Below are 17,864 nucleotides of genomic sequence, written 5' to 3'. Positions count from 1 at the left end.
CGTGTCGCATGAAGAAGTTCGCGATTGGCGCGCTCGCCGCCCTGTTCTCTCTGCTCGCCCTCGCGGCCAGCGCGCAGAGCTATCCGCCGACCGCCTTGACCTTCATCGGCTACGGCCAGTCGACGATGCAGGCGCCCGGCACGACCTTCCTCTACGAAACCTGCCAGTTTTCGACGACAGGCGGCGGCCAGGTCACAATCAGCGGCATAACAGGGCCGCTTTCGACGGCCGGGCTCGGAGCCATAACTGGCGGCTCTGGAGGGACGGACGGAACCTACGCCAATGTGCCCCTTACCGGGGGCTCCGGCGCCAACGCCAAAGCCACAATCACTGTTTTTGGCGGTGCGGTGACAGCGGTCGCTATCACCACGGCGGGAAACGGATTTGGAATCGGGAACTCGCTTTCCGCAGCGTCCGGAAACATTGGCAACGTCGCCGGCTTTTCAGTTGTCGTCAACTACATCACCAGCACGCCCATCATCGCCGGCGCCCCGGGGAGCGCTATTTCCGCTGCCGGCATAGCGCCTGGCTCTAATCCTATGACGACGGCGTTCGTCTCTGGAACGAATGGAGGCCCTAACGGCTCGAACGGCGTCTATGCGACCAATGTCTCCATCGCGCTTGGCCCGCTCACTTGCGCGATCGCAACCGAAACGATCTTCATGACCTCCCTCACGGGGTCGAACATCAATTCCAACGCCTTCATGATCTACCCAAAGGCGAACGTAACCCCGCTGCTCGGCCCGCGCGGCATGTGGGAGACGCTCGATCCGGCGACGAACTGCACGAATTCGAAGCCGCTCAGCACCGCCTATTGGTTCGGCTTCACGCCACTCAAAGAGCTGGCCTATGCGACGAACTGCGGCAACGGCGGCTTCTATATCGAGACGCCGATGTCGAGCTTCGTCGCGCAATATATCGCGATGACCGGCTGGGCCGCGCCGAATGCGATCGTCGCCGAGAATATGTCGCATGGCGGCCAGGATTGGACTGCCTCGCTCCCCAACATTCTTGCCCCGGGCGGCAATAACGACTGGGCCAATCTCGTCACGGCGCAAAAATACATCAAGAACGCCGTGCAGAGTTCTTCAAGCGCGCTCCCCGGGCTCACAGGGCCTTGGGCCTATCGGCTCGGCGGCGTTCCACTGCGCCTTGGCGAGAGCGCCGCGGCGGCGGCGAGCGCCACGGTCGGCGCGACGCCGCCCTCGACGACCGCGGCGACATTCCTCGTCACGACGTCGCCGCAAACCCTCAACGGCGTTTCGCAATCCGTCGCCGGATGGTGCGTCTATGATGCGACGACGAGCGCCTTCCTGGGCTATGCGACTTCCTGGGCATCGACGATGATCACTTTGCAGGCGAACAGCCTCGCCAGTGGCGCCGTCAGCGATACGATCTATCTCTCGCCCTGCTATCCCGGCTATCTCGCCGAATTGAAGTCGATGGTCGCGCAATTCACGGCGTCCGATGTCTCCGACGCGCCAGACCCGGCCGGCGTGCCGATTTTCGCGCCGGCGCCGTCCTCGTCGAACTGGGGCAGCAACCAGAAATTCTTTCAGTTCGTCGTCGATGCGGCGATGGTGACAGAAGCGCTCGCCGATCGCCGCTTCGTCGCGACGGGGCCGAGCTTCGTCGGAACCTACCAAAGCGATTCCGTCCACCAAGAGCCGCAGGGGAACGCCATCGTCGGCGCCTATATGGGGAAATGGGCGAGCTGGTATCGGGCCGGCATCCGCACGCCGCCCTTCGCGATGATCCAGGCCACGCGGTTGACGCCGTCGCAGATGGACGGAACGCATTACGGCGTGCGCGTGACGTTCCAAATGCCGCCGAGCCAGCCCTGCGTCGCGCCCGGCGCGAACGGCATGTCCTGCGCGTCGAACGTCACGGCGGCGCAACAGCAGGCTTTGCAGTTTTTCACTGACAGCAATATCCCGAGCTTCTATCTCGGCGGAACGACGAGCGGAACGAAGTCCTATGGCTTTTGCTACACGGACGGCGCCTATCCGGCCGGGGGCTCGACCTTCTTCAACTATTGCGCGGCCTCGGCGAGCACCATCACGATCGCGAGCGCGCCGATCCTATCCGTCAATAACACCAATCTCCCCGGCGCGGCGAACCAGATCGACATTCCTCTTTCCGGCGACCCCAACACGGCGACCAATCCGACGGTGAGCCTCGGCGCGCAGGCGCAAGGCAATGGCGTCACGATTTGGGGCGCCGCCAATGTGCATCTCTTCGCTCACAATGTCGCCAACAAGGATTGCACGGTCGTCGCCAACGCCGGCCTGTCTGGGAATGCTTACGCCAATCCGCTCTGCGGGAGCGGCAGCAATTATCTCATCGACTTCGCGAGCCCGAGCTTCATCGGCGTGGGCCAAACTCTGACGCCGGCATGGTGACGATGCGCCTAGTCCAACTTCTTCGCTGGTCGACGGCGATTTCCCTCTTCCTGTGCGGCCTCGCGCTTTTCATCGCCGGCGCCTTCGCCGGCTCCTATGCGCCCCTGCCGCCCGGCTGCACGGCCTCCGCTTGCGTCACGGGCGAATATCTCCTCGCGCAATGGCCGACGCTCATGGCCGATCTCGTCGCGCAAAACGCTTCGGGGTCGAGCACCTATGCCGATCAGATGCTCGATGCGGGCAAGAGCGCGGCGAGCTATTCCTGGTCGACGAGCGCGGCGCCGACGCTCACGAGCAACGCAGACGGCTTGACGGGGATCAACGCCTGGAGCTTCGACGGCGCGACGGCGAATAACGTCAAGGCGAATTTCTCCGGTCCGAACGGCGAGCAAATATGGCCGATCACCGGCGACTTCACGCTTGCGGTCGTCGCGGATCTTTCCGCCTCGGCGCCGACGACGGGAACGACGGTCTATGCGCTCGCGGGCTCCGGCCTCACGGCGGCGAATGGCTGGGTTGTCGGGGTCAACCAGCGCAAGATCTGCGTCAAATATACGGGCGCGACCTCCTGCACGATCACGGGCGCTTCCGCGCTCTCGACCGGGACTCCGCATCTGATCATCCTGTCCTGGTCTTCGGTCGATCAGCTCCTCGCCGTCTCGATCGACGGCGGCGCATGGCAGACAGCCTCGACGGCCTCGGTTATTCTCAGCGGCGGCACGCTCACGGATGCGACGCTGTGGATCGGGAACAGCGCTTCCTCGAGCTACGCGCCTTGGTGGGGGAATGTCTTCCGCGCGCTCCTGCTGAAAGAGGCGCTGCAAAACAGCGCCAAGGCCGGCCAGCTCGCCTTTCTGCAGACGATCCTGGCGGCGAAATATTGAGCGCATTCGGGTTAAGGCCGCTGCTCAAATGCGCGGCGATCCTCTGGCTCCTCGCCAACCGCCTCATATGATCATGACGCATGGGTCGCTCGCCTCCGGCTGCATCGCGCTGGCGGCGTCTCTCAGCGTGTCGCTCATCCTCGATTGGGCGACGCATGACGACAAGCCGGCGCAGGCCGTGCGCCTCGACGATCGCAAGACATGGCGTCGGCCCGCGCGCAGGGTCGACGCGCAATGGGGCGCGCTCGTCGGCGCGGCGCTCTTCATCGCGCTCATCGGCGCCGCTCTCGCGTTCGGGTGAGCGCGCCACTCTTCCCCCTGAACCCCCTCCCTAACCCTCCCCCGCTTCGCGGGAGAGGGAATTCTCGCGCGCTAATCCCCGCCCTGAGCCTGCTCCCTCTCCCGCCGTAAGGCGGGGGAGGGCTGGGGAGGGGGCATTTCTCGCGCCATCCTTTGGAGCCACCGCCATGACCACCGTCGATCCTTATGTGAAGGAGGCGGGACCTTATCCCGTCAGTTTCGTCAAATGTCCGTTCTACGCCGTGCCGGTGCGCCTGGATGCGCCGCGCGCCGGCGTGCTGCACACAACCGAGGGCGGCTTCGTCGGCAGCGAGGGCGTCTTCGTGCGCCATTGGGCGCCGCATTTCATCCTCGGGCTGGACCGCGGCGAGATCAAAATCCATCAGCTCGTGCCGCTCGGCTACATCGGCGCGTCGCTCGAGGCGCACAACGATCTCGCGCTCGTGCAGATCGAGATGGTGGCCTTCTCGCAGACCACGCCCTGGCTCCCCGACGCCAAAACTCTCGACGCGCTCGCGCATCTGATGGTGGCGCTCGATCGCGACTACGGCATTCCGCTTTCGCACCCCTGGCCCGACGACGACTGGCCGCGCGCCGGCGGCAATCCGCATCGCAACTCCGGCAAGCTCGGTCATGTCGCCGGCTGGTTCGGCCATGGCGATGTGCCGAACAATTCTCATTGGGACCCCGGCCATCTGAAATGGTCGGAGGTCTTCGCTTACGCCGAGCGCATCAAGGCGGCGCTGCCGGCGCGCGTCGCGAAATCCTTTGCGCCGCCATCGGCGTGCGATCTTCCCCTTGGACACGTCTAACGGCCCTCGTCCTGAGGAGCCCGCGCAGCGGGCGTCTCGAAGGACGCTTTCCCATCCTTCGAGACGCGCCTTCGGCGCTCCTCAGGATGAGGTTCGAGACGCGCCTTCGGCGCTCCTCAGAATGAGGCGCTTTTGAAAGGAACATCCCCATGCTCAACCCGTCCCTATATTTGCCCTGGCAGCATGAGCGGGCGCTTTCGATCTACCGCTTCTTCGACGGCAAGAGCTCGCCGCGCGGGACGCTGCGCGCCCATCACGCCGCGGCGATGGTCGAGCAGGCCGACGCCGAGTCGAGCTTCTTCATCGACGCCTGGGGCGATCTCTACACGGCCTATGGGCTCTGGCAGATGCATGACGACCGCCTCGCGCGCGGCTGTCAGTTTCTCGGCGTCGCCAAGCCCCTTTGCGCGGGCCGGCTCACGGCCAAGAACGGTCTCTCGCTGACGCAACAATGCGAGATCGCCTGGCGCGAATTTCAGACGACCGAATCTCTCGCCTTCGCGCTGCTCCTCTCGACGACCAATGCGCATGACGCCGGCGCCGTCGCCTGCGCCAAATATGAGCGAGCCGGCGCCAAGAGCCAGCCGGAGATCAGAGGCCAGCGTGCGCTGGCTTGGCTCAATTGGCTGACGCAGCAATCATGAAGGACGCGCTGCAAAACTGGTTCGCATTGAAGGTCGCGCGCGGAGGCTTCGAGAGACGCCGCGGCTAAGCCTTCTCCCTTTTTCTGAATTCGCCTCCCCGGCGAACGGCCGCCGCCGGTCACGAGCTCTTGCGCCCGTGGTCAGCGGCCGGCGGCGGCCGTCTCTATCACCTAAACACTTCGCGCCCGTCTCGCCGGTCGAAGCCTGTTGCGGGGAATGAGCGTATAGAATCACTGCTGACCGCGGGCGCGTGGAGAAACCTCCTCATGCGCAAACTACCTCTCTTCTGCACCACCGCCGCCATCCGCCTGCTTGCCGCTGCGGCCCTTTTGGGCCACGCCCTCGCGGCCGATCTCCCCTCGCGCAAATCCGCGCCCGTCGCGCCCGCAACCGCCCCGAGCTGGACCGGCTTCTATGCCGGCGTCGACGGCGGCTTCGTGTGGGACAATTCGCCCGCGACCGTCATCGCGGCCGGCGAGGGCCTGAGCCTGACCGGCGTCAACAAATGGAACGCCTATCCCTATTATCTGCCCGGCGTCGCGGTCATGAACGCGAGCGGCTTTGCGGGCGGCGGCCATGTCGGCTGGAACTATCAGCTTCAGAGCTTCTCGCGGATCGTCGTTGGCGCCGAGACCGACGCCGAGGTCTTCGTCGGCAATGGCGGCCATACCAGCACTTTCGTCACGCCGGGCGGACTCAACGCTTCCGTCGCGCAGATCGGACGCGCCATGCCCTGGGCGGGTTCCACGCGCGGGCGCCTCGGCCTGCTGATCACGCCGGCGCTGCTTGTCTATGGCACGGGGGGCGTGGCCTATGGCGCGGCCAACGTCAATGAATACGCCTATGGATCGGCGCTGGCCGCAACCTATGCGCCCGGCTCGACAGGCCGCATCTATGCGGGCTGGACGGCCGGCGGCGGCGTCGAATGGGCCTTCCTGAACAATTGGTCGGCGAAGGTCGAATATCTGCACGCCGATCTCGGCACGCATGCCGCGAGCTTCCCGGGCTTCGTCTATGGGACGATCCCGAGCTTCCCGGTTCCGCAGCAGTTCCTGGCCGAGATCCCCATGCGCGCCAATCTGATCAAGCTCGGCGTGAGCTATCACTTCAGCGGCCTGCTCTCCGGCAATCCGACGACGGATTTCGGGCTCCCTTCCTTCTGATCGTCATTGCCGGCGCGCGTAGCCAGCGCGCGCCGGGACTCCATCTCGCAAAAAAGGAGACAGCATGCGCGTCCTCGCTGCACTGATCGCGCTCGTTCTCGCCGTTCCGGCCCTCGCGGCGCCCCTGCCGCCGAAGAGGCCAGCGGAGGCGCCGGCCGCCAAGAGCGCCTGGTCGAGTCCTTTCGCGAGCATCCTGCAATGGACCACGAAGGATCTGAACAGCGCCATCACCGCCGCCAATGCGGCGACGCCGCCCGATACGGACGCGGTAAATTGCTACACCGGCCTGCTCAACACGGTGAATATCGTCCAGACCAATGGCGGCCTCATCAACTGGCCGCCGACGCTCATGACTGACTATGAGCTCGCGTGGCTGATCCACGCGCAAATCCAATCGCTGAAGGTCAATTCGTCCTGCGCCGTCGTCTGCGGCCGCGCCGCCACCATGCTCGCGATCTACGGCGCCGCGATCAACCAGTTCTGCACGACGCTCGCGAAGCTGCCGTAACCAAGCCCCCTCTCCCGCGCAGCGGGGGAGGGATGGGGAGGGGGCGACGCGCCCACGCCCCTGAACCGCAACACCCCTTAAACCCGATGGCGAGCATTTTGGCGCGGGCGCTCTCGCGCTTGTCAAGGATCGCGCTCCGCGCGACCGCGAAGCGGCGGCCCGCTAGCGCGTCCTGTTGGACGCGCGTCCAACAGGACGCGCTTTGGGCCGTCCTTGACAAGCCGAGGCGCCGCGCGATGCTTCTCGTCATCGAGGTTCAAGGGGCTCTCCAGCTTTACCCCAGGAGACTCCCATGCCGCGCATCGTCGAAGCCCAAAACCGCCGTCTCTCCGTCGGCGGACGCATCCGCCCGCGCCCGCATGCGCCGAAGCTCTGTCTCGCCAATTATCTGCGCGCTAGTCTGCCCGCGCCTCCGCCGGCGCTCGATCTGCTCGATCGACCGGCGCGCGCGGCGCTCGGGCGGATGTATCTCAACGATCGGCTCGGGGACTGCGTCGTGGCCGGCGCGGCGCACATGATCGGCGCTTGGAAGGGCGAGGCGGCGCCGGAGTCTGGCCCGACGCTCTTCTCGAATGCGCAGATCGAGGCCGCCTATCATAATTTCTCCGGCGGCGGCTATCCGGCGCAGGATACGGGCTGCGACGAGGAGTTCGCGCTCAACTTCTGGGCCGCCAAGGGCTTCGCCCCCGGCGCCTGGAACCCGCACAAGATCGTCTGCTGGGTCGCGGTCGACGCCGCCAATCGCAAGGAGGTCGAGACGGCGATCTGGCTTTTCGGCGCGGTCATGGCGGGCGTCGAGCTGCCCGACGCCTGGATCAATCCGCCGCCCGAGAGCGATGGCTTTGTCTTCGACGTCGCCGGCGATCCGGTCCCGACGAACGGCCACTGTATGACGCATTTCTCTTACGACGCGAACGGAATCGGCTGCGCCACCTGGGGCATGTATGGGGCGGTGACCTGGGCGGCGCTTGCGAAATACATGGTCGGCGCGGCGAATGGCGCGCTCTACGCCGCCGTGAGCCAGGACGCGCTTATTCGCGCCACGGGCAAGGCCCCGAACGGCTTCAACGCCGCGCAGCTCGTCGCCGACGCGCATGCGATCGGCCACGCGGTAAGTCTGCGGCTCGCCAAGTCTTTGCGGCTCGCTCTGGGCGAAGCCCAACCGCTCTCCTAAAGCGCCCCCTCCCTAACCCTCCCCCGTTTCACGGGAGAGGGAATTAGCGCGTGCAAGCTCCCTCTCCCGCGCGACAGCGCGGGGGAGGGCTGGGGAGGGGGCGCTTCCGTTTTCCATCAATCCAAAGGCAACCCAAAGGAATCCCATGCCCTCGATCGATCCGAAAACCTCCGTCATCCTGAACCTCGCCGTCGCCATCCTGGGCGCCGCGCTCGCCTATGTCGCCGCGAACGGCCTCCCAGCGCCAATCCCGCCCGAAACCTCGCATCTCTGGCAAGTCTGGGCGCAGTGGATCGGGGGCCTCGGCGTCGCCGTCGTCGCCGCCTTCAACGGCTATCTGCACGGCGTTTCGGCCGAGAAGCCTGGGCCTCTGACCCGGTGAACGCTTGCACGGAAACGCCGATGCGCGATGAGGATTTCTGCCCCATGCCGAACGCGGAATGCTATCGCGACATCGGAGCGCTCGGCGCCCGCCTCGACGAGATCGAGAAAGCGCGGCTCGAACGTGAAGCCATGGCCAATGAGGCGGCGCGCGAGCGCGAAGCGCGGATCGACGCGCAGCTCGCCGAGCTCAACGTCAAGATGGATGCGATCAACGGGGAGCGGCAAACCCTTGTCGGCGTGATCTGGGCGATCCGCATCATCTTCGGCGCGGCCGGCGTCGCCTTGATTTATCTCCTCAGCAATGGCGCGCCGAGCTGGCTCAAGCGCGCGCTGCAATAGGCCCGCTCGCTCCCTCTGCTTCAAGCCCCGTCCGGCTCCCCGCCGGGCGGGGCCTTTTTGCGTTTGGGCTCGAGCGTGGCGATGCGCCGTCGAAGCACGGAAAGAGCGACCGCGCAGGCGTTCGACACATTGAGGCTCTTGATCGGACCCGGCATGTCGAGGCGCGCGACGAGATCGCAGCGTTCGCGCGTGAGGCGGCGCAGCCCCTTGCCCTCAGCGCCGAGCACCAAGGCCACGGGCGCGCGCAGCGGAGCCTCCTCGAGATCCGTCTCGCCTTCCGAATCGAGGCCCACCAGCCAATACCCCTGCCGAGAGAGATGCTCGAGGCTGCGCGCGAGATTGACGACGTTGACGACGGGCACATGCTCGAGCGCACCGGAGGCGGCCTTGGCTAACACGCCGGAAAATTGCGGACCATGGCGTTCCGTTACGATCGTCGCGTCGACGGCGAAGGCCGCCGCCGAGCGCAGCATGGCGCCGACATTGTGTGGATCGGTGATTTGATCGAGCGCGAGCACGAGTCCGCTCTTCGTCTCGATCTCGTCGAGGGCGAGTTGCGGCAGAGGACAGGCTTCGAGCAACAAGCCCTGGTGCACCGCCTCCTCCCCCAGGCGTCGCGTCAGCTCGCGCGCATCGATAAGCCGAGGCTCAAGCCCCGCGCGCGAGGCGGCCTCCGCGATGCGCGGCAAAGCATTCTCCGTCGCGTAGAGGGCCAGGAACTCTCGCTTTCCCGCAAGCAGCGCCTCGCGCACCGTGTGAACGCCATAGAGCAGCGCGACATCGTCGGACGCCGCCTCGGAGGCGCGACGCTTCTCAGGGAAGGCTTTACGAGCAGTCGGTTTACGGCCGTGCGACGCACGCATCGTCAGCCCCTTAACGCAGCATGGCCGCGCTCACCCACCAATGCGGATGGGTGGCGCGGATTGCGGCTGCCGCACGCGCGGCGGCGCGCGGCGAGATGAACAAGCCAAAACAGGTCGCGCCCGATCCCGACATGCGCGCGAGCTTGCAGCCTCGAGCGGCGCCGAGAAGCGCCAGCACATCGCGAATGACCGGAGCCTCCGCCAAGGCCGCAGGCTCGAGATCGTTGCGACACTTGCCGAGCAGGCGCCATGAAGCTTCCCGGTCTGCTCGCTCGGGAAGGGCAGGATGCGGGGCGGCGCCGGCGGCGCGCTCGCCAGCCTGCAGCCCGAGGCGCTGGAATACGGAGCGCGTGGCGACGGCGACGCCCGGATTTATCAGGACTGCGGGCAGAGGGGCAAGCTGGAGCGGCGCGCCGACTGTCTCGCCGGCGCCGAGCATCATGCGCGCCTGCGGCGCCAGGCAAACGGTCACATCGGCGCCCGTCGCCTGAGCGGCCTCGAGCAAGCGGGGATCATCGCGCTCGAGCGCATTCGCTTGAGCGAGCAACCGCAGAGCGGCGGCGGCGTCGGAGGAGCCGCCGCCAAGGCCGGCGGCCACCGGCAGCCGTTTAGTCAAATAAAAGGCGCCGAGCCGCAATTGCGGCAAACGCTCGGAAAGCTCGCAAGCGGCGCGCAACACGAGATTCTCGGCTCCCTCGCCAGCGGCGCGCGCCGTCGGTCCGTCAACGGCGAGCGACAGCGAAGCCCCGGGCTCGAAGCTCAGGACGTCGCCTGCGCCCGTGAAAGCGACGAGGCTTTCGAGCTCGTGATAGCCGTCCGCGGCGCGGCGGCCGAGCACGTGCAGGGTGAGGTTAACCTTAGCCGGGGCGCGGGTGATCAGCATTTAAATCCCACGCCTTGATCCAGGAGGAACTTCTTGTGTGTCATCGCAACCGCAATAGGCGGTTGCGCCTCTCGACGCCAGAGCGTTCGGCGCTGGCTAGCCTCAAATTGCCGCGTCCGCGCGTGCGCTGCGACATTGATAGTTCCGGCCACGCTGGGTTCTCGCCTTGAAAAAATCGGCGAATTCCCACTTTAATAAGCAAGCGCCGCCGCTCGAGCGGCCGATCTCGCGAGGATCGATCCATGAACGAGAGCGCAGGCGTCTTCTTTTCCCCTCTTATGCTCATTCTCGGCGGCGGGCTTTTTACACTCGGCCTCTTGTCCGTCTTCGGGTTGAATTTCTTCAAGAGCACGTTTCAAGCTGGCGTGGCGCTCGCCATGGGACTCGCCTTCCTCGTCGTGACCGAGGCGATGTTCCTGACGGGCAATAGCGGCCGCTATTTTTTGGCGCAAGGGACGGACGTGACCGACTGCGAATATAAGGCCGAGCAGAACAATCCGCTCGAGCGCGGCAAGAGGTCGAGCGTGATCCCCGACGAGATTCGCGCTTGCATGGACCGCCTCGGCTATGACTGGATCACCGAGCATCCGCATTGCGAAGAGGCGAAGCTCGCCACCAATAGTTTCTGCTACCTTCCCAAGGCGCGGTTTTCTCGCGCGATCGTCGCCTGGCAGATGAAATTCGAATAGTGGAGACCGGTTTTGGGATTGATCGCGCTCTAAAGTTTCAGAATCGATCACGTTTTCTGCGTTCCGGCGATTCCGCCTGAACGCAGCGTGATCTCGGCCTCTCTCGCCGATCGCCCGCCGTCTCTCCCGAAATGACGGCCCGATGTTGCGCCGCCGGGCAAATCTCGGCATGTAGGGGCAGGACCTACATCTTTGCCCGGCCGGGCGCAGCTTCGAGAGCCAAGAGAAATGACGACTTCCGCCGCGAACCATTCCGACGCATCCGTGTGGCTGGCCGACGCCAAGGCCGCGCTTGCCGGCGTCGAAGCGCTCTATGAGACGGCGCTGACGAAGGTGCGCGCGCGCGTCACAAAGGACGGCAAGCTCTCGGCCGAACTGATCGAGAACGAGCAGCACGCCGCGCATGGCCTGGCCTGGTTCGCCACCTATCGGCAGTCGCTGAGCGAGCTCATCGCATACGCGGAGCGGCTCTCGTCCGAGGGGACCTACGGCGAGACCGAGCAGCTTTTGACCCGTATCGGCTTCGCCGAATTCCTGGCGCAAGTCTTTGGCGGCATACCGATGAGCCAGGGCGAGATTGTGCGGCTTTTCGACTTCGGCTTGAGCTGCGACGAGGTGCGCGCGCATTCGGGCGAGGCCGCCAACCGCCTCATTCGTGAGGGGCTTACACCCAAAAACAAGGCGCGCTTGGCCGAGCTCATCGACCATCACGAAGCGGCCGAGACGATCGGCGCATCCGGACTCGATGAGACGCTCGAGGCGATCCGCTCCGAGATGCGCAAGTTCGCCTCCGACAATGTCACGCCCTTCGCGCAGGAGTGGCACGCCAAGAACGAATATATCCCCCTGGAGGTGATCTCGGGGCTCGCCGAGCTCGGCGTCTTCGGTCTGACAATTCCGGAGGAATTTGGCGGCTCCGGCATGGGCAAGATCGCCATGTGCGTCGTCTCCGAGGAGCTGTCGCGCGCCTATATCGGCGTCGGCTCGCTCGGCACGCGCTCGGAGATCGCCGGCGAGCTGATCCTCGTCGGCGGGACGAAGGCGCAGAAGGAAAAATATCTGCCGAAGATCGCGGCCGGTGAGATTTTGCCGACGGCCGTTTTCACCGAGCCGAACAACGGCTCGGATCTCGCCGGCCTGCGCACGCGCGCGGTGCGTGAGGGCGACGTCTATAAGGTTACCGGCAATAAGACCTGGATCACCCATCCCGTGCGCGCCGACGTCATGACGCTGCTCGTGCGGACCAATCCGGAGGAGAAGGGTTACAAGGGCCTCTCGATGCTGCTCGCCGAGAAACCGCGCGGCACGGATGAGAATCCCTTCCCTGCGAAGGGCATGACCGGCGGCGAGATCGAAGTCCTCGGCTATCGCGGCATGAAGGAGTTCGAGATCGGCTTCGACGGCTTCGAGACGCCGGCCGAAAACCTTCTCGGCGGCGTGGAAGGCAATGGCTTCAAGCAGCTGATGGAGACCTTCGAGTCGGCGCGCATTCAGACTGCGGCGCGCGCGCTCGGCGTCGCGCAATGCGCGTTGGACTTGGGCCTGCGCTACGCCAAGGAGCGCATCCAGTTCGGCAAGCCCTTGTTCTCCTTCCCGCGCATCTTCGACAAGATCGTCGCCATGGCGGTCGAGATCCACGTCGCGCGGCAGATCACTTATTTTTCCGCGCGTCAGAAGGACGGTGGCAAGCGCTGCGACCTCGAGGCCGGCATGGCGAAGCTGCTCGGCGCCCGCGTCGCCTGGGCCGCGGCCGACAACGCGCTGCAAATTCACGGCGGCAACGGCTTCGCCTTGGAATACCCCGTTTCGCGCGTGCTCTGCGATGCGCGCATCCTCAATATCTTCGAGGGCGCCGCGGAAATTCAGGCGCAGGTGATCGCGCGGCGGCTGCTGGAGGGTTGATAGGCCCACGGGCCTATGGACTTTACGTCGGTCCTCCGCGCCATTTGGCGTAGGGGACCGATCTTCAGGCGACAGCTTTTCAAGCCGACAAATTTTGCGACGAGCCCTGCGTCCACTCCATGGCGTTCGTCTCTGTCGCCGAACGGCGGGCGGCTGGCGACGAAACCGAGCCTATATAAAGAAAGCCGACGATGCGCGCGCTTTCCGGCAGACCCAGACCCTTCACGACTTCGGGATCATAGGCAGGCGCCCCGGTGCGCCAGATGGCTCCAAAGCCGAAGCCATGCGCCGCAAGCAAAATGTTTTGGGCTGCGGCGCCAGCCGCAAGTATCTGCTCGATTTCCGGAATCTTTGACTGCGAAGCCAAATTGGCCGCGACGATGACAATTAAAGGCGCGCGCAATGGCTTGCGCCTTTCGCGCTCCAGCGCATCTTGTGAGAGGTCAGGCTGTCGCGCTTTCGCCGCCGCCGCCATGAGATCGCCGAGTTCCTCCCGCGCCTTGCCGCGCACCACGAGGAAGCGCCAAGGCCGCAGGCGGCCGTGATCCGGCGCGCAGGCGCCCGCCTGCAGCAGCGCCGCGATCTGCGCGTCGCTGGGACCGGGCTCAGTCAACGCTGTGGCGCTGGCTCGCGTTGTAATCGCTTCAAAGACGTCCATATTCAGACCTTCCCGCACGCTGCGCGAGCCTCAGGAAAGAGGGCTTGGCTACCCCATCGCCTTCTTCAAATTCTCGTCGATCTTGTCGAGAAAGCCCGTCGTCGAGAGCCATTTCTGCCGCGGGCCGATGAGCAGCGCCAGATCCTTGGTCATATAGCCGCTCTCAACCGTCGCGATGCAGACCTCTTCGAGCGTCTTGGCGAAACGCGCGAGCTCGGCGTTGTCGTCGAGCTTGGCGCGATGCGCAAGGCCACGCGTCCAGGCAAAGATCGAGGCGATCGAATTCGTCGAGGTCGCGTGGCCCTTCTGATGCTCGCGATAGTGGCGCGTCACCGTGCCATGCGCGGCCTCGGCCTCGACGGTCTTGCCGTCCGGCGTCATCAGCACCGAGGTCATGAGCCCGAGCGAGCCGAAACCTTGAGCGACGATGTCCGATTGCACGTCGCCGTCGTAGTTCTTGCAGGCCCAAACATAGCCGCCCGACCATTTCAGCGCCGAGGCCACCATGTCGTCGATGAGGCGATGCTCATAGGTCAGGCCGAGCGTCGCAAAGCGCTCCTTGAACTCCGCGTCGAAGATCTCCTGGAAAAGATCCTTGAAGCGGCCGTCATAGGCCTTGAGGATCGTGTTCTTCGTCGAGAGATAGACCGGAAATTTGCGCTGCAGGCCATAGTTGAACGAGGCCCGTGCGAATTCGCGGATCGAGTCGTCGACATTATACATCGCCATGGCGACGCCGGCGCCCGGGAAGGCGAAGACCTCTTTCTCAATGATGCTTCCGTCGGCGCCCTCGAATTTGATCGTGAGGCGGCCTTTGCCCGGCACTCTGAAGTCCGTCGCCTTATACTGATCGCCGAAAGCGTGGCGGCCGACGACGATCGGCTGCGTCCAATGCGGCACGAGACGCGGAACGTTGCTGCAGATGATCGGCTCGCGAAAGATCACGCCGCCCAGAATGTTGCGGATCGTGCCGTTCGGCGACTTCCACATCTCTTTGAGGCCGAATTCCTTCACGCGCGCTTCGTCGGGCGTGATCGTCGCGCATTTCACGCCGACGCCGTGCCGCTTGATGGCGTTGGCCGCGTCGATCGTCACCTGGTCGTTGGTCGCGTCGCGGTTCTGGATCGAAAGGTCGAAATAGTCGAGCGCGAGATCGAGATAGGGGTGGATCAGTCTGTCCTTGATATAGGCCCAGATGATCCGCGTCATCTCATCGCCGTCGAGCTCGACGACAGGATTGGCGACCTTGATTTTCGACATATTCAGCTTCCCCGGCGCGGTCACCTCCCGCTGCCGGAGACGTGACACAGACATTCTGCGCGCCGAAACGCGCCTCGTAAAAGCCCCCGCCGCCGCGAAACGGAGGGGAGGAACAGACGCCTCATGCGCGGATGCAGCGGCTATAACACCGGAGTTTCAGCGGGCAAAGCCTGCAAATGCATCGCCTTGCAGAGAGCGGAGCCGATGATAGGATTATTGAGGCGGGATCTGCGGGACCAGGCTGCCAAGGTGAGAAAAGCCCGTTCCCGACTCGAAGATCCAGCCCGAAAATCAGAGTTTTCTTTTAATTTCCTGCGGGTGTCACGTCATGCAGAAGCTCCCACCCTCGTTATCAAGCCCGATCCCCGAGTCGAATCCTCGTAAAGACGAGGTCTCGTTTCCGCCTCTTAGCGTAGAGGAAGTGCGCGAGCGGCATCGCGCTTTTGCTCCTACCATCGAAGATATTGTCACGAACCCCAACACGATCGATGTCTCCGAAGCTGTCCTCAAGGATTTCGTGCGAGCCAACCGGGAGGAACTCACCGAGCGCTTCAAACGAGCTTCAAGTCGGTATTCTCCAGCCGAACGCGTGCGCATTGGCTACATCCTCCTCAGGGCCGGGGAGCCATCGGGCGCTCAGTATTTCATCGAGGCGCTGGAGGAAGGTGACGAGGCGGCCAAAAGCCACGCCGTTCAGGCTCTGAGGTTTATGCCCCCACGGACCCTTTCAAGGCCCGACAGCATCCGCGCATTGGCGCTTCTGCGGCAACGACTCGAGGACGCGTCGCAAAATATTGGGGAACGAAAGCTCGCGCTTTATGCGATCCTTTCGCTCGATCTCGATGAAGAACGCGAAATTCTTCTGGGCCTCTTGACCAATCCCGAGCCCACATTGCGGAGCGAAGCCGCCACGACGCTCGCCAGAGTGAAAGACCCGGCCTGTCTTCCCGTCATTCGTGAAATCCTGGCGCCAGCCCCTGCTGACGAGGACGACCGCTATTTCGCTGTGAACGCCCTACTTGATCTTGCCGATAGCGCGGAGCCCGAAGTCGCCGCCGAAGCCCGCTCTCTCGCGCTGCGCGAGATCGACGCGCGTTTGGGTTGCGCCGGCTACAGAGCGGCCAATGATGTGTGGCGCCTCTTCGACGTCTTGGAGCGCCTGCCGCCAGCGGAGCAAAAGCTTGTGCTCGAGCGGGTCATGGGCTCACGACTCGAAGAATGGGTCCGCGGCTTCGCGCTCGAGCGCTTGGCGAAGCTGGAAGAATACGCGGCGCTGCCACGGTTATTGTCGGCCCTTGATGACGCCGCGCTGCGACGCTCTGCCGTCAAAACCATCGGATCGCTCGGCGCCAGGGCCGCGAGCCCGGCCGTCATGGAGCGGCTCGAGCGCCTGTTTGCGACCGCAGAGCATCCCGAAGAAACGGCCGTTCTGTTTGACGCGTTCGTCGCGCTGGGAATGGTCGACGATCCGGCAGTGACGGCGCAGATGGCGAAGCTCGATCCCTGGCGGCGCTTCACGCTACGCTCCCGCGCCGCCGGAATGACGCTGGATCAGCTCATTGCCCGGCTCGTGGACGCCGCTATCCTGGACTCCGCCTTGGTCGAGGGACTGAGCGCCGAGGACCACGAGGAGATCGCAGAATGTTGGCGCTCGGGAGACGCGGAGGCGGCCCTCTGTGAGCTGCTTCTGAGATGCAAGGGCCTGCATTGGTTCGACGCCGAGGACGCCGATGTGCCGCCGGATTACGCCGCCCTCCTCGCGGTTCTTGCGGAAATTGGGGGCCAACGCGTAGGCTTTGAATGCGCGCATCTCGAACCGAGCGAGGACAAAGCGCGGGATCACCGGCTAACGCTCCTGATCAACGGCTTGCCCGCGCGCCTTCCGCTGCGCAATGCGGGCGATTGGATCGACGTCGCCGGACTGCTCGACGGCCTCAACGCTGAACTCGCGCGGCAGGGTGAGACCTGTCGGTTCGTCACGCTGCACGAGACCGGTCAAACCGCGCAAATCATCTTGGGCGACGGCGCCAAGCTATTGGCGCTCCAGCAGACGCTCGACTTCCCACTCGATGCCGACGAAGTGAAGCGGCTGAGTCAAGAATACGGGCGGCACGCGCCGCAATCTTGATTGGCGGAGATTGCGTGGAGGACGAAGCGATCGAGCGCTCGGATAACGTCGTGAGCATTCCGGCCGTCAAGCATTGGCCGTTTCGGCGAGCAAATCTGCCCCATACGTCGCTCGCGGCCGGCATGGCACTCTCCTCGATCGACGCCGGAACCTCGATGTTGGAGTAGACCTGCGCAGCCATTTCCGACGAGCGCCATTCTTGGCGCTCCTCAGCCGGACGCGCTCCTCGTCAGCTTTGAGAAAGCAGGCCTACACGAAAGCGACGGTCAATATCTCATAGCTCTTGCCGCCCTTCGGGGTCTTCACCTCGACCGTGTCGCCCACCTTCTTCCCGATCAGCGCGCGGGCGATGGGCGAGGCGACCGAGATTCTGCCGTCCTTCACGTCGGCCTCGGTTTCGCCGACGATCTGATAACGCTTTTCCTCCTCGGTCTCTTCGTCGAAGACGGTGACCGTCGCGCCGAACTTCACCGTCGAGCCCGACAGCTTCGAGACGTCGATGATCTCGGCGCGCGAGAGCTTGTCTTCGAGTTCGGCGATGCGGCCCTCGTTATGCGACTGCGACTCCTTTGCGGCGTGATATTCGGCGTTCTCCGAGAGATCGCCATGAGCGCGCGCCTCAGATATCGCCTGAATGATTCGCGGCCGCTCGATCTGCTGGCGCCGACGCAGCTCCTCTTCGAGCGCAGCGTGGCCGGCGGCGGTCATGGGCACTTTTTCCATTCTCATCCACTCTTCTTGGCTCGTCGCCTATCAAAGCCCGAAGGCCGCGTCCGGCGGAGGACGCGCGACGAATCGCACTATACGGAAAGCTTGGCGCTTTTGCGCGTCCGGCCGGGCCGCCGCCCGAACCTCGACCTTTTCGCCTGCC

At 64.6% G+C, this 17,864-nt stretch carries 19 protein-coding genes; 14 read left to right on the top strand and 5 right to left on the bottom strand.

The genetic code is table 11. From position 1 onward, the window contains the following. Nucleotides 1-8 precede the first annotated feature (8 nt). The 10 genes from QMG80_RS07665 to QMG80_RS07620 all read left to right on the top strand — a co-directional run bounded on the left by QMG80_RS07665 (nt 9) and on the right by QMG80_RS07620 (nt 8,610). Nucleotides 9-2,402 carry a hypothetical protein gene (locus tag QMG80_RS07665; RefSeq protein WP_085772281.1) on the top strand — a complete coding sequence of 798 codons (2,394 nt, stop codon included), beginning with the start codon at nt 9-11 and terminating at the stop codon, nt 2,400-2,402. Nucleotides 2,403-2,404: 2 nt separating this feature from the next. Beyond that, a complete protein-coding gene (locus QMG80_RS07660) occupies nt 2,405-3,286 on the top strand; it encodes a hypothetical protein (protein WP_158658794.1) in 882 nt (293 codons plus the stop codon). A 28-nt stretch (nt 3,287-3,314) separates the two neighbouring features. Next, nucleotides 3,315-3,587 (top strand): hypothetical protein, encoded by a 273-nt coding sequence (locus QMG80_RS07655; protein ID WP_085772279.1) that lies wholly within the window; start codon nt 3,315-3,317, stop codon nt 3,585-3,587. A gap of 166 nt (nt 3,588-3,753) precedes the next feature. Further along, nucleotides 3,754-4,398, top strand: coding sequence for a peptidoglycan recognition protein family protein (locus QMG80_RS07650; RefSeq protein ID WP_085772278.1), 645 nt, complete (start codon nt 3,754-3,756; stop codon nt 4,396-4,398). Nucleotides 4,399-4,547: 149 nt separating this feature from the next. Beyond that, nucleotides 4,548-5,042 (top strand): phage tail tip lysozyme, encoded by a 495-nt coding sequence (locus QMG80_RS07645; RefSeq protein WP_085772277.1) that lies wholly within the window; start codon nt 4,548-4,550, stop codon nt 5,040-5,042. Between the two features lie 266 nt (nt 5,043-5,308). After that, on the top strand, nt 5,309-6,205 hold the full coding sequence (locus QMG80_RS07640) for an outer membrane protein (protein WP_085772276.1): 897 nt from the start codon (nt 5,309-5,311) through the stop codon (nt 6,203-6,205). Nucleotides 6,206-6,269: 64 nt separating this feature from the next. Continuing rightward, complete coding sequence (locus QMG80_RS07635; protein ID WP_085772275.1) at nt 6,270-6,713, top strand: hypothetical protein; 444 nt, start codon at nt 6,270-6,272, stop codon at nt 6,711-6,713. Between the two features lie 292 nt (nt 6,714-7,005). Beyond that, nucleotides 7,006-7,887 carry a hypothetical protein gene (locus tag QMG80_RS07630; protein WP_085772274.1) on the top strand — a complete coding sequence of 294 codons (882 nt, stop codon included), beginning with the start codon at nt 7,006-7,008 and terminating at the stop codon, nt 7,885-7,887. 145 nt (nt 7,888-8,032) lie between these two features. Continuing rightward, complete coding sequence (locus QMG80_RS07625; RefSeq protein ID WP_085772273.1) at nt 8,033-8,269, top strand: hypothetical protein; 237 nt, start codon at nt 8,033-8,035, stop codon at nt 8,267-8,269. Between the two features lie 20 nt (nt 8,270-8,289). Next, complete coding sequence (locus tag QMG80_RS07620; RefSeq protein ID WP_085772272.1) at nt 8,290-8,610, top strand: hypothetical protein; 321 nt, start codon at nt 8,290-8,292, stop codon at nt 8,608-8,610. A 20-nt stretch (nt 8,611-8,630) separates the two neighbouring features. On the opposite strand, the gene rlmB is transcribed toward QMG80_RS07620, so the two are convergent. Beyond that, nucleotides 8,631-9,473, bottom strand: a complete 843-nt coding sequence (gene rlmB, locus QMG80_RS07615; RefSeq protein WP_102938104.1) for a 23S rRNA (guanosine(2251)-2'-O)-methyltransferase RlmB — start codon at nt 9,471-9,473, stop codon at nt 8,631-8,633. Nucleotides 9,474-9,483: 10 nt separating this feature from the next. Beyond that, nucleotides 9,484-10,356 (bottom strand): 4-(cytidine 5'-diphospho)-2-C-methyl-D-erythritol kinase, encoded by an 873-nt coding sequence (locus QMG80_RS07610; protein ID WP_085772271.1) that lies wholly within the window; start codon nt 10,354-10,356, stop codon nt 9,484-9,486. 242 nt (nt 10,357-10,598) lie between these two features. Here QMG80_RS07610 and QMG80_RS07605 point away from each other — a divergent pair, with 242 nt between their 5' ends. Both QMG80_RS07605 and QMG80_RS07600 read left to right on the top strand, forming a co-directional pair. After that, nucleotides 10,599-11,045, top strand: coding sequence for a hypothetical protein (locus tag QMG80_RS07605; protein WP_085772270.1), 447 nt, complete (start codon nt 10,599-10,601; stop codon nt 11,043-11,045). A 228-nt stretch (nt 11,046-11,273) separates the two neighbouring features. Continuing rightward, complete coding sequence (locus QMG80_RS07600) at nt 11,274-12,947, top strand: acyl-CoA dehydrogenase family protein (RefSeq protein WP_085772269.1); 1,674 nt, start codon at nt 11,274-11,276, stop codon at nt 12,945-12,947. Between the two features lie 79 nt (nt 12,948-13,026). Here the strand turns inward: QMG80_RS07600 and QMG80_RS07595 are convergent, their stop codons facing one another. Beyond that, nucleotides 13,027-13,605, bottom strand: coding sequence for a nitroreductase family protein (locus QMG80_RS07595; protein WP_085772268.1), 579 nt, complete (start codon nt 13,603-13,605; stop codon nt 13,027-13,029). Between the two features lie 48 nt (nt 13,606-13,653). Beyond that, nucleotides 13,654-14,865, bottom strand: a complete 1,212-nt coding sequence (locus tag QMG80_RS07590; RefSeq protein WP_085772267.1) for an NADP-dependent isocitrate dehydrogenase — start codon at nt 14,863-14,865, stop codon at nt 13,654-13,656. Nucleotides 14,866-15,286: 421 nt separating this feature from the next. Between QMG80_RS07590 and QMG80_RS07585 the strand changes: the two genes are divergently transcribed. Together QMG80_RS07585 and QMG80_RS07580 are read left to right on the top strand one after the other, a co-directional pair. Continuing rightward, a complete protein-coding gene (locus QMG80_RS07585; RefSeq protein WP_085772266.1) occupies nt 15,287-16,993 on the top strand; it encodes a HEAT repeat domain-containing protein in 1,707 nt (568 codons plus the stop codon). 14 nt (nt 16,994-17,007) lie between these two features. After that, the gene (locus QMG80_RS07580; RefSeq protein WP_158658792.1) at nt 17,008-17,160 is read left to right on the top strand and encodes a hypothetical protein; all 153 of its coding nucleotides are present in this window, start codon (nt 17,008-17,010) and stop codon (nt 17,158-17,160) included. Nucleotides 17,161-17,242: 82 nt separating this feature from the next. Here the strand turns inward: QMG80_RS07580 and greA are convergent, their stop codons facing one another. Then, on the bottom strand, nt 17,243-17,716 hold the full coding sequence (gene greA, locus QMG80_RS07575; protein ID WP_085772265.1) for a transcription elongation factor GreA: 474 nt from the start codon (nt 17,714-17,716) through the stop codon (nt 17,243-17,245). Nucleotides 17,717-17,864 lie beyond the last annotated feature (148 nt).

Source organism: Methylocystis bryophila (assembly GCF_027925445.1).
Taxonomy (GTDB): domain Bacteria; phylum Pseudomonadota; class Alphaproteobacteria; order Rhizobiales; family Beijerinckiaceae; genus Methylocystis; species Methylocystis bryophila.
Note: the sequence above shows the minus strand (reverse complement) of the source record. Positions and strands in the feature narration are given on the sequence as shown.

Bases quoted from the DNA above. Each gene is read 5' to 3' on its own strand.
- QMG80_RS07665 (WP_085772281.1), top strand. From the start codon at position 9: ATGAAGAAGTTCGCGATTGGCGCGCTCGCCGCCCTGTTCTCTCTGCTC.
- QMG80_RS07660 (WP_158658794.1), top strand. From the start codon at position 2,405: ATGCGCCTAGTCCAACTTCTTCGCTGGTCGACGGCGATTTCCCTCTTC.
- QMG80_RS07655 (WP_085772279.1), top strand. From the start codon at position 3,315: ATGCGCGGCGATCCTCTGGCTCCTCGCCAACCGCCTCATATGATCATG.
- QMG80_RS07650 (WP_085772278.1), top strand. From the start codon at position 3,754: ATGACCACCGTCGATCCTTATGTGAAGGAGGCGGGACCTTATCCCGTC.
- QMG80_RS07645 (WP_085772277.1), top strand. From the start codon at position 4,548: ATGCTCAACCCGTCCCTATATTTGCCCTGGCAGCATGAGCGGGCGCTT.
- QMG80_RS07640 (WP_085772276.1), top strand. From the start codon at position 5,309: ATGCGCAAACTACCTCTCTTCTGCACCACCGCCGCCATCCGCCTGCTT.
- QMG80_RS07635 (WP_085772275.1), top strand. From the start codon at position 6,270: ATGCGCGTCCTCGCTGCACTGATCGCGCTCGTTCTCGCCGTTCCGGCC.
- QMG80_RS07630 (WP_085772274.1), top strand. From the start codon at position 7,006: ATGCCGCGCATCGTCGAAGCCCAAAACCGCCGTCTCTCCGTCGGCGGA.
- QMG80_RS07625 (WP_085772273.1), top strand. From the start codon at position 8,033: ATGCCCTCGATCGATCCGAAAACCTCCGTCATCCTGAACCTCGCCGTC.
- QMG80_RS07620 (WP_085772272.1), top strand. From the start codon at position 8,290: ATGCGCGATGAGGATTTCTGCCCCATGCCGAACGCGGAATGCTATCGC.
- rlmB (WP_102938104.1), bottom strand. From the start codon at position 9,473: ATGCGTGCGTCGCACGGCCGTAAACCGACTGCTCGTAAAGCCTTCCCT.
- QMG80_RS07610 (WP_085772271.1), bottom strand. From the start codon at position 10,356: ATGCTGATCACCCGCGCCCCGGCTAAGGTTAACCTCACCCTGCACGTG.
- QMG80_RS07605 (WP_085772270.1), top strand. From the start codon at position 10,599: ATGAACGAGAGCGCAGGCGTCTTCTTTTCCCCTCTTATGCTCATTCTC.
- QMG80_RS07600 (WP_085772269.1), top strand. From the start codon at position 11,274: ATGACGACTTCCGCCGCGAACCATTCCGACGCATCCGTGTGGCTGGCC.
- QMG80_RS07595 (WP_085772268.1), bottom strand. From the start codon at position 13,605: ATGGACGTCTTTGAAGCGATTACAACGCGAGCCAGCGCCACAGCGTTG.
- QMG80_RS07590 (WP_085772267.1), bottom strand. From the start codon at position 14,865: ATGTCGAAAATCAAGGTCGCCAATCCTGTCGTCGAGCTCGACGGCGAT.
- greA (WP_085772265.1), bottom strand. From the start codon at position 17,716: ATGGAAAAAGTGCCCATGACCGCCGCCGGCCACGCTGCGCTCGAAGAG.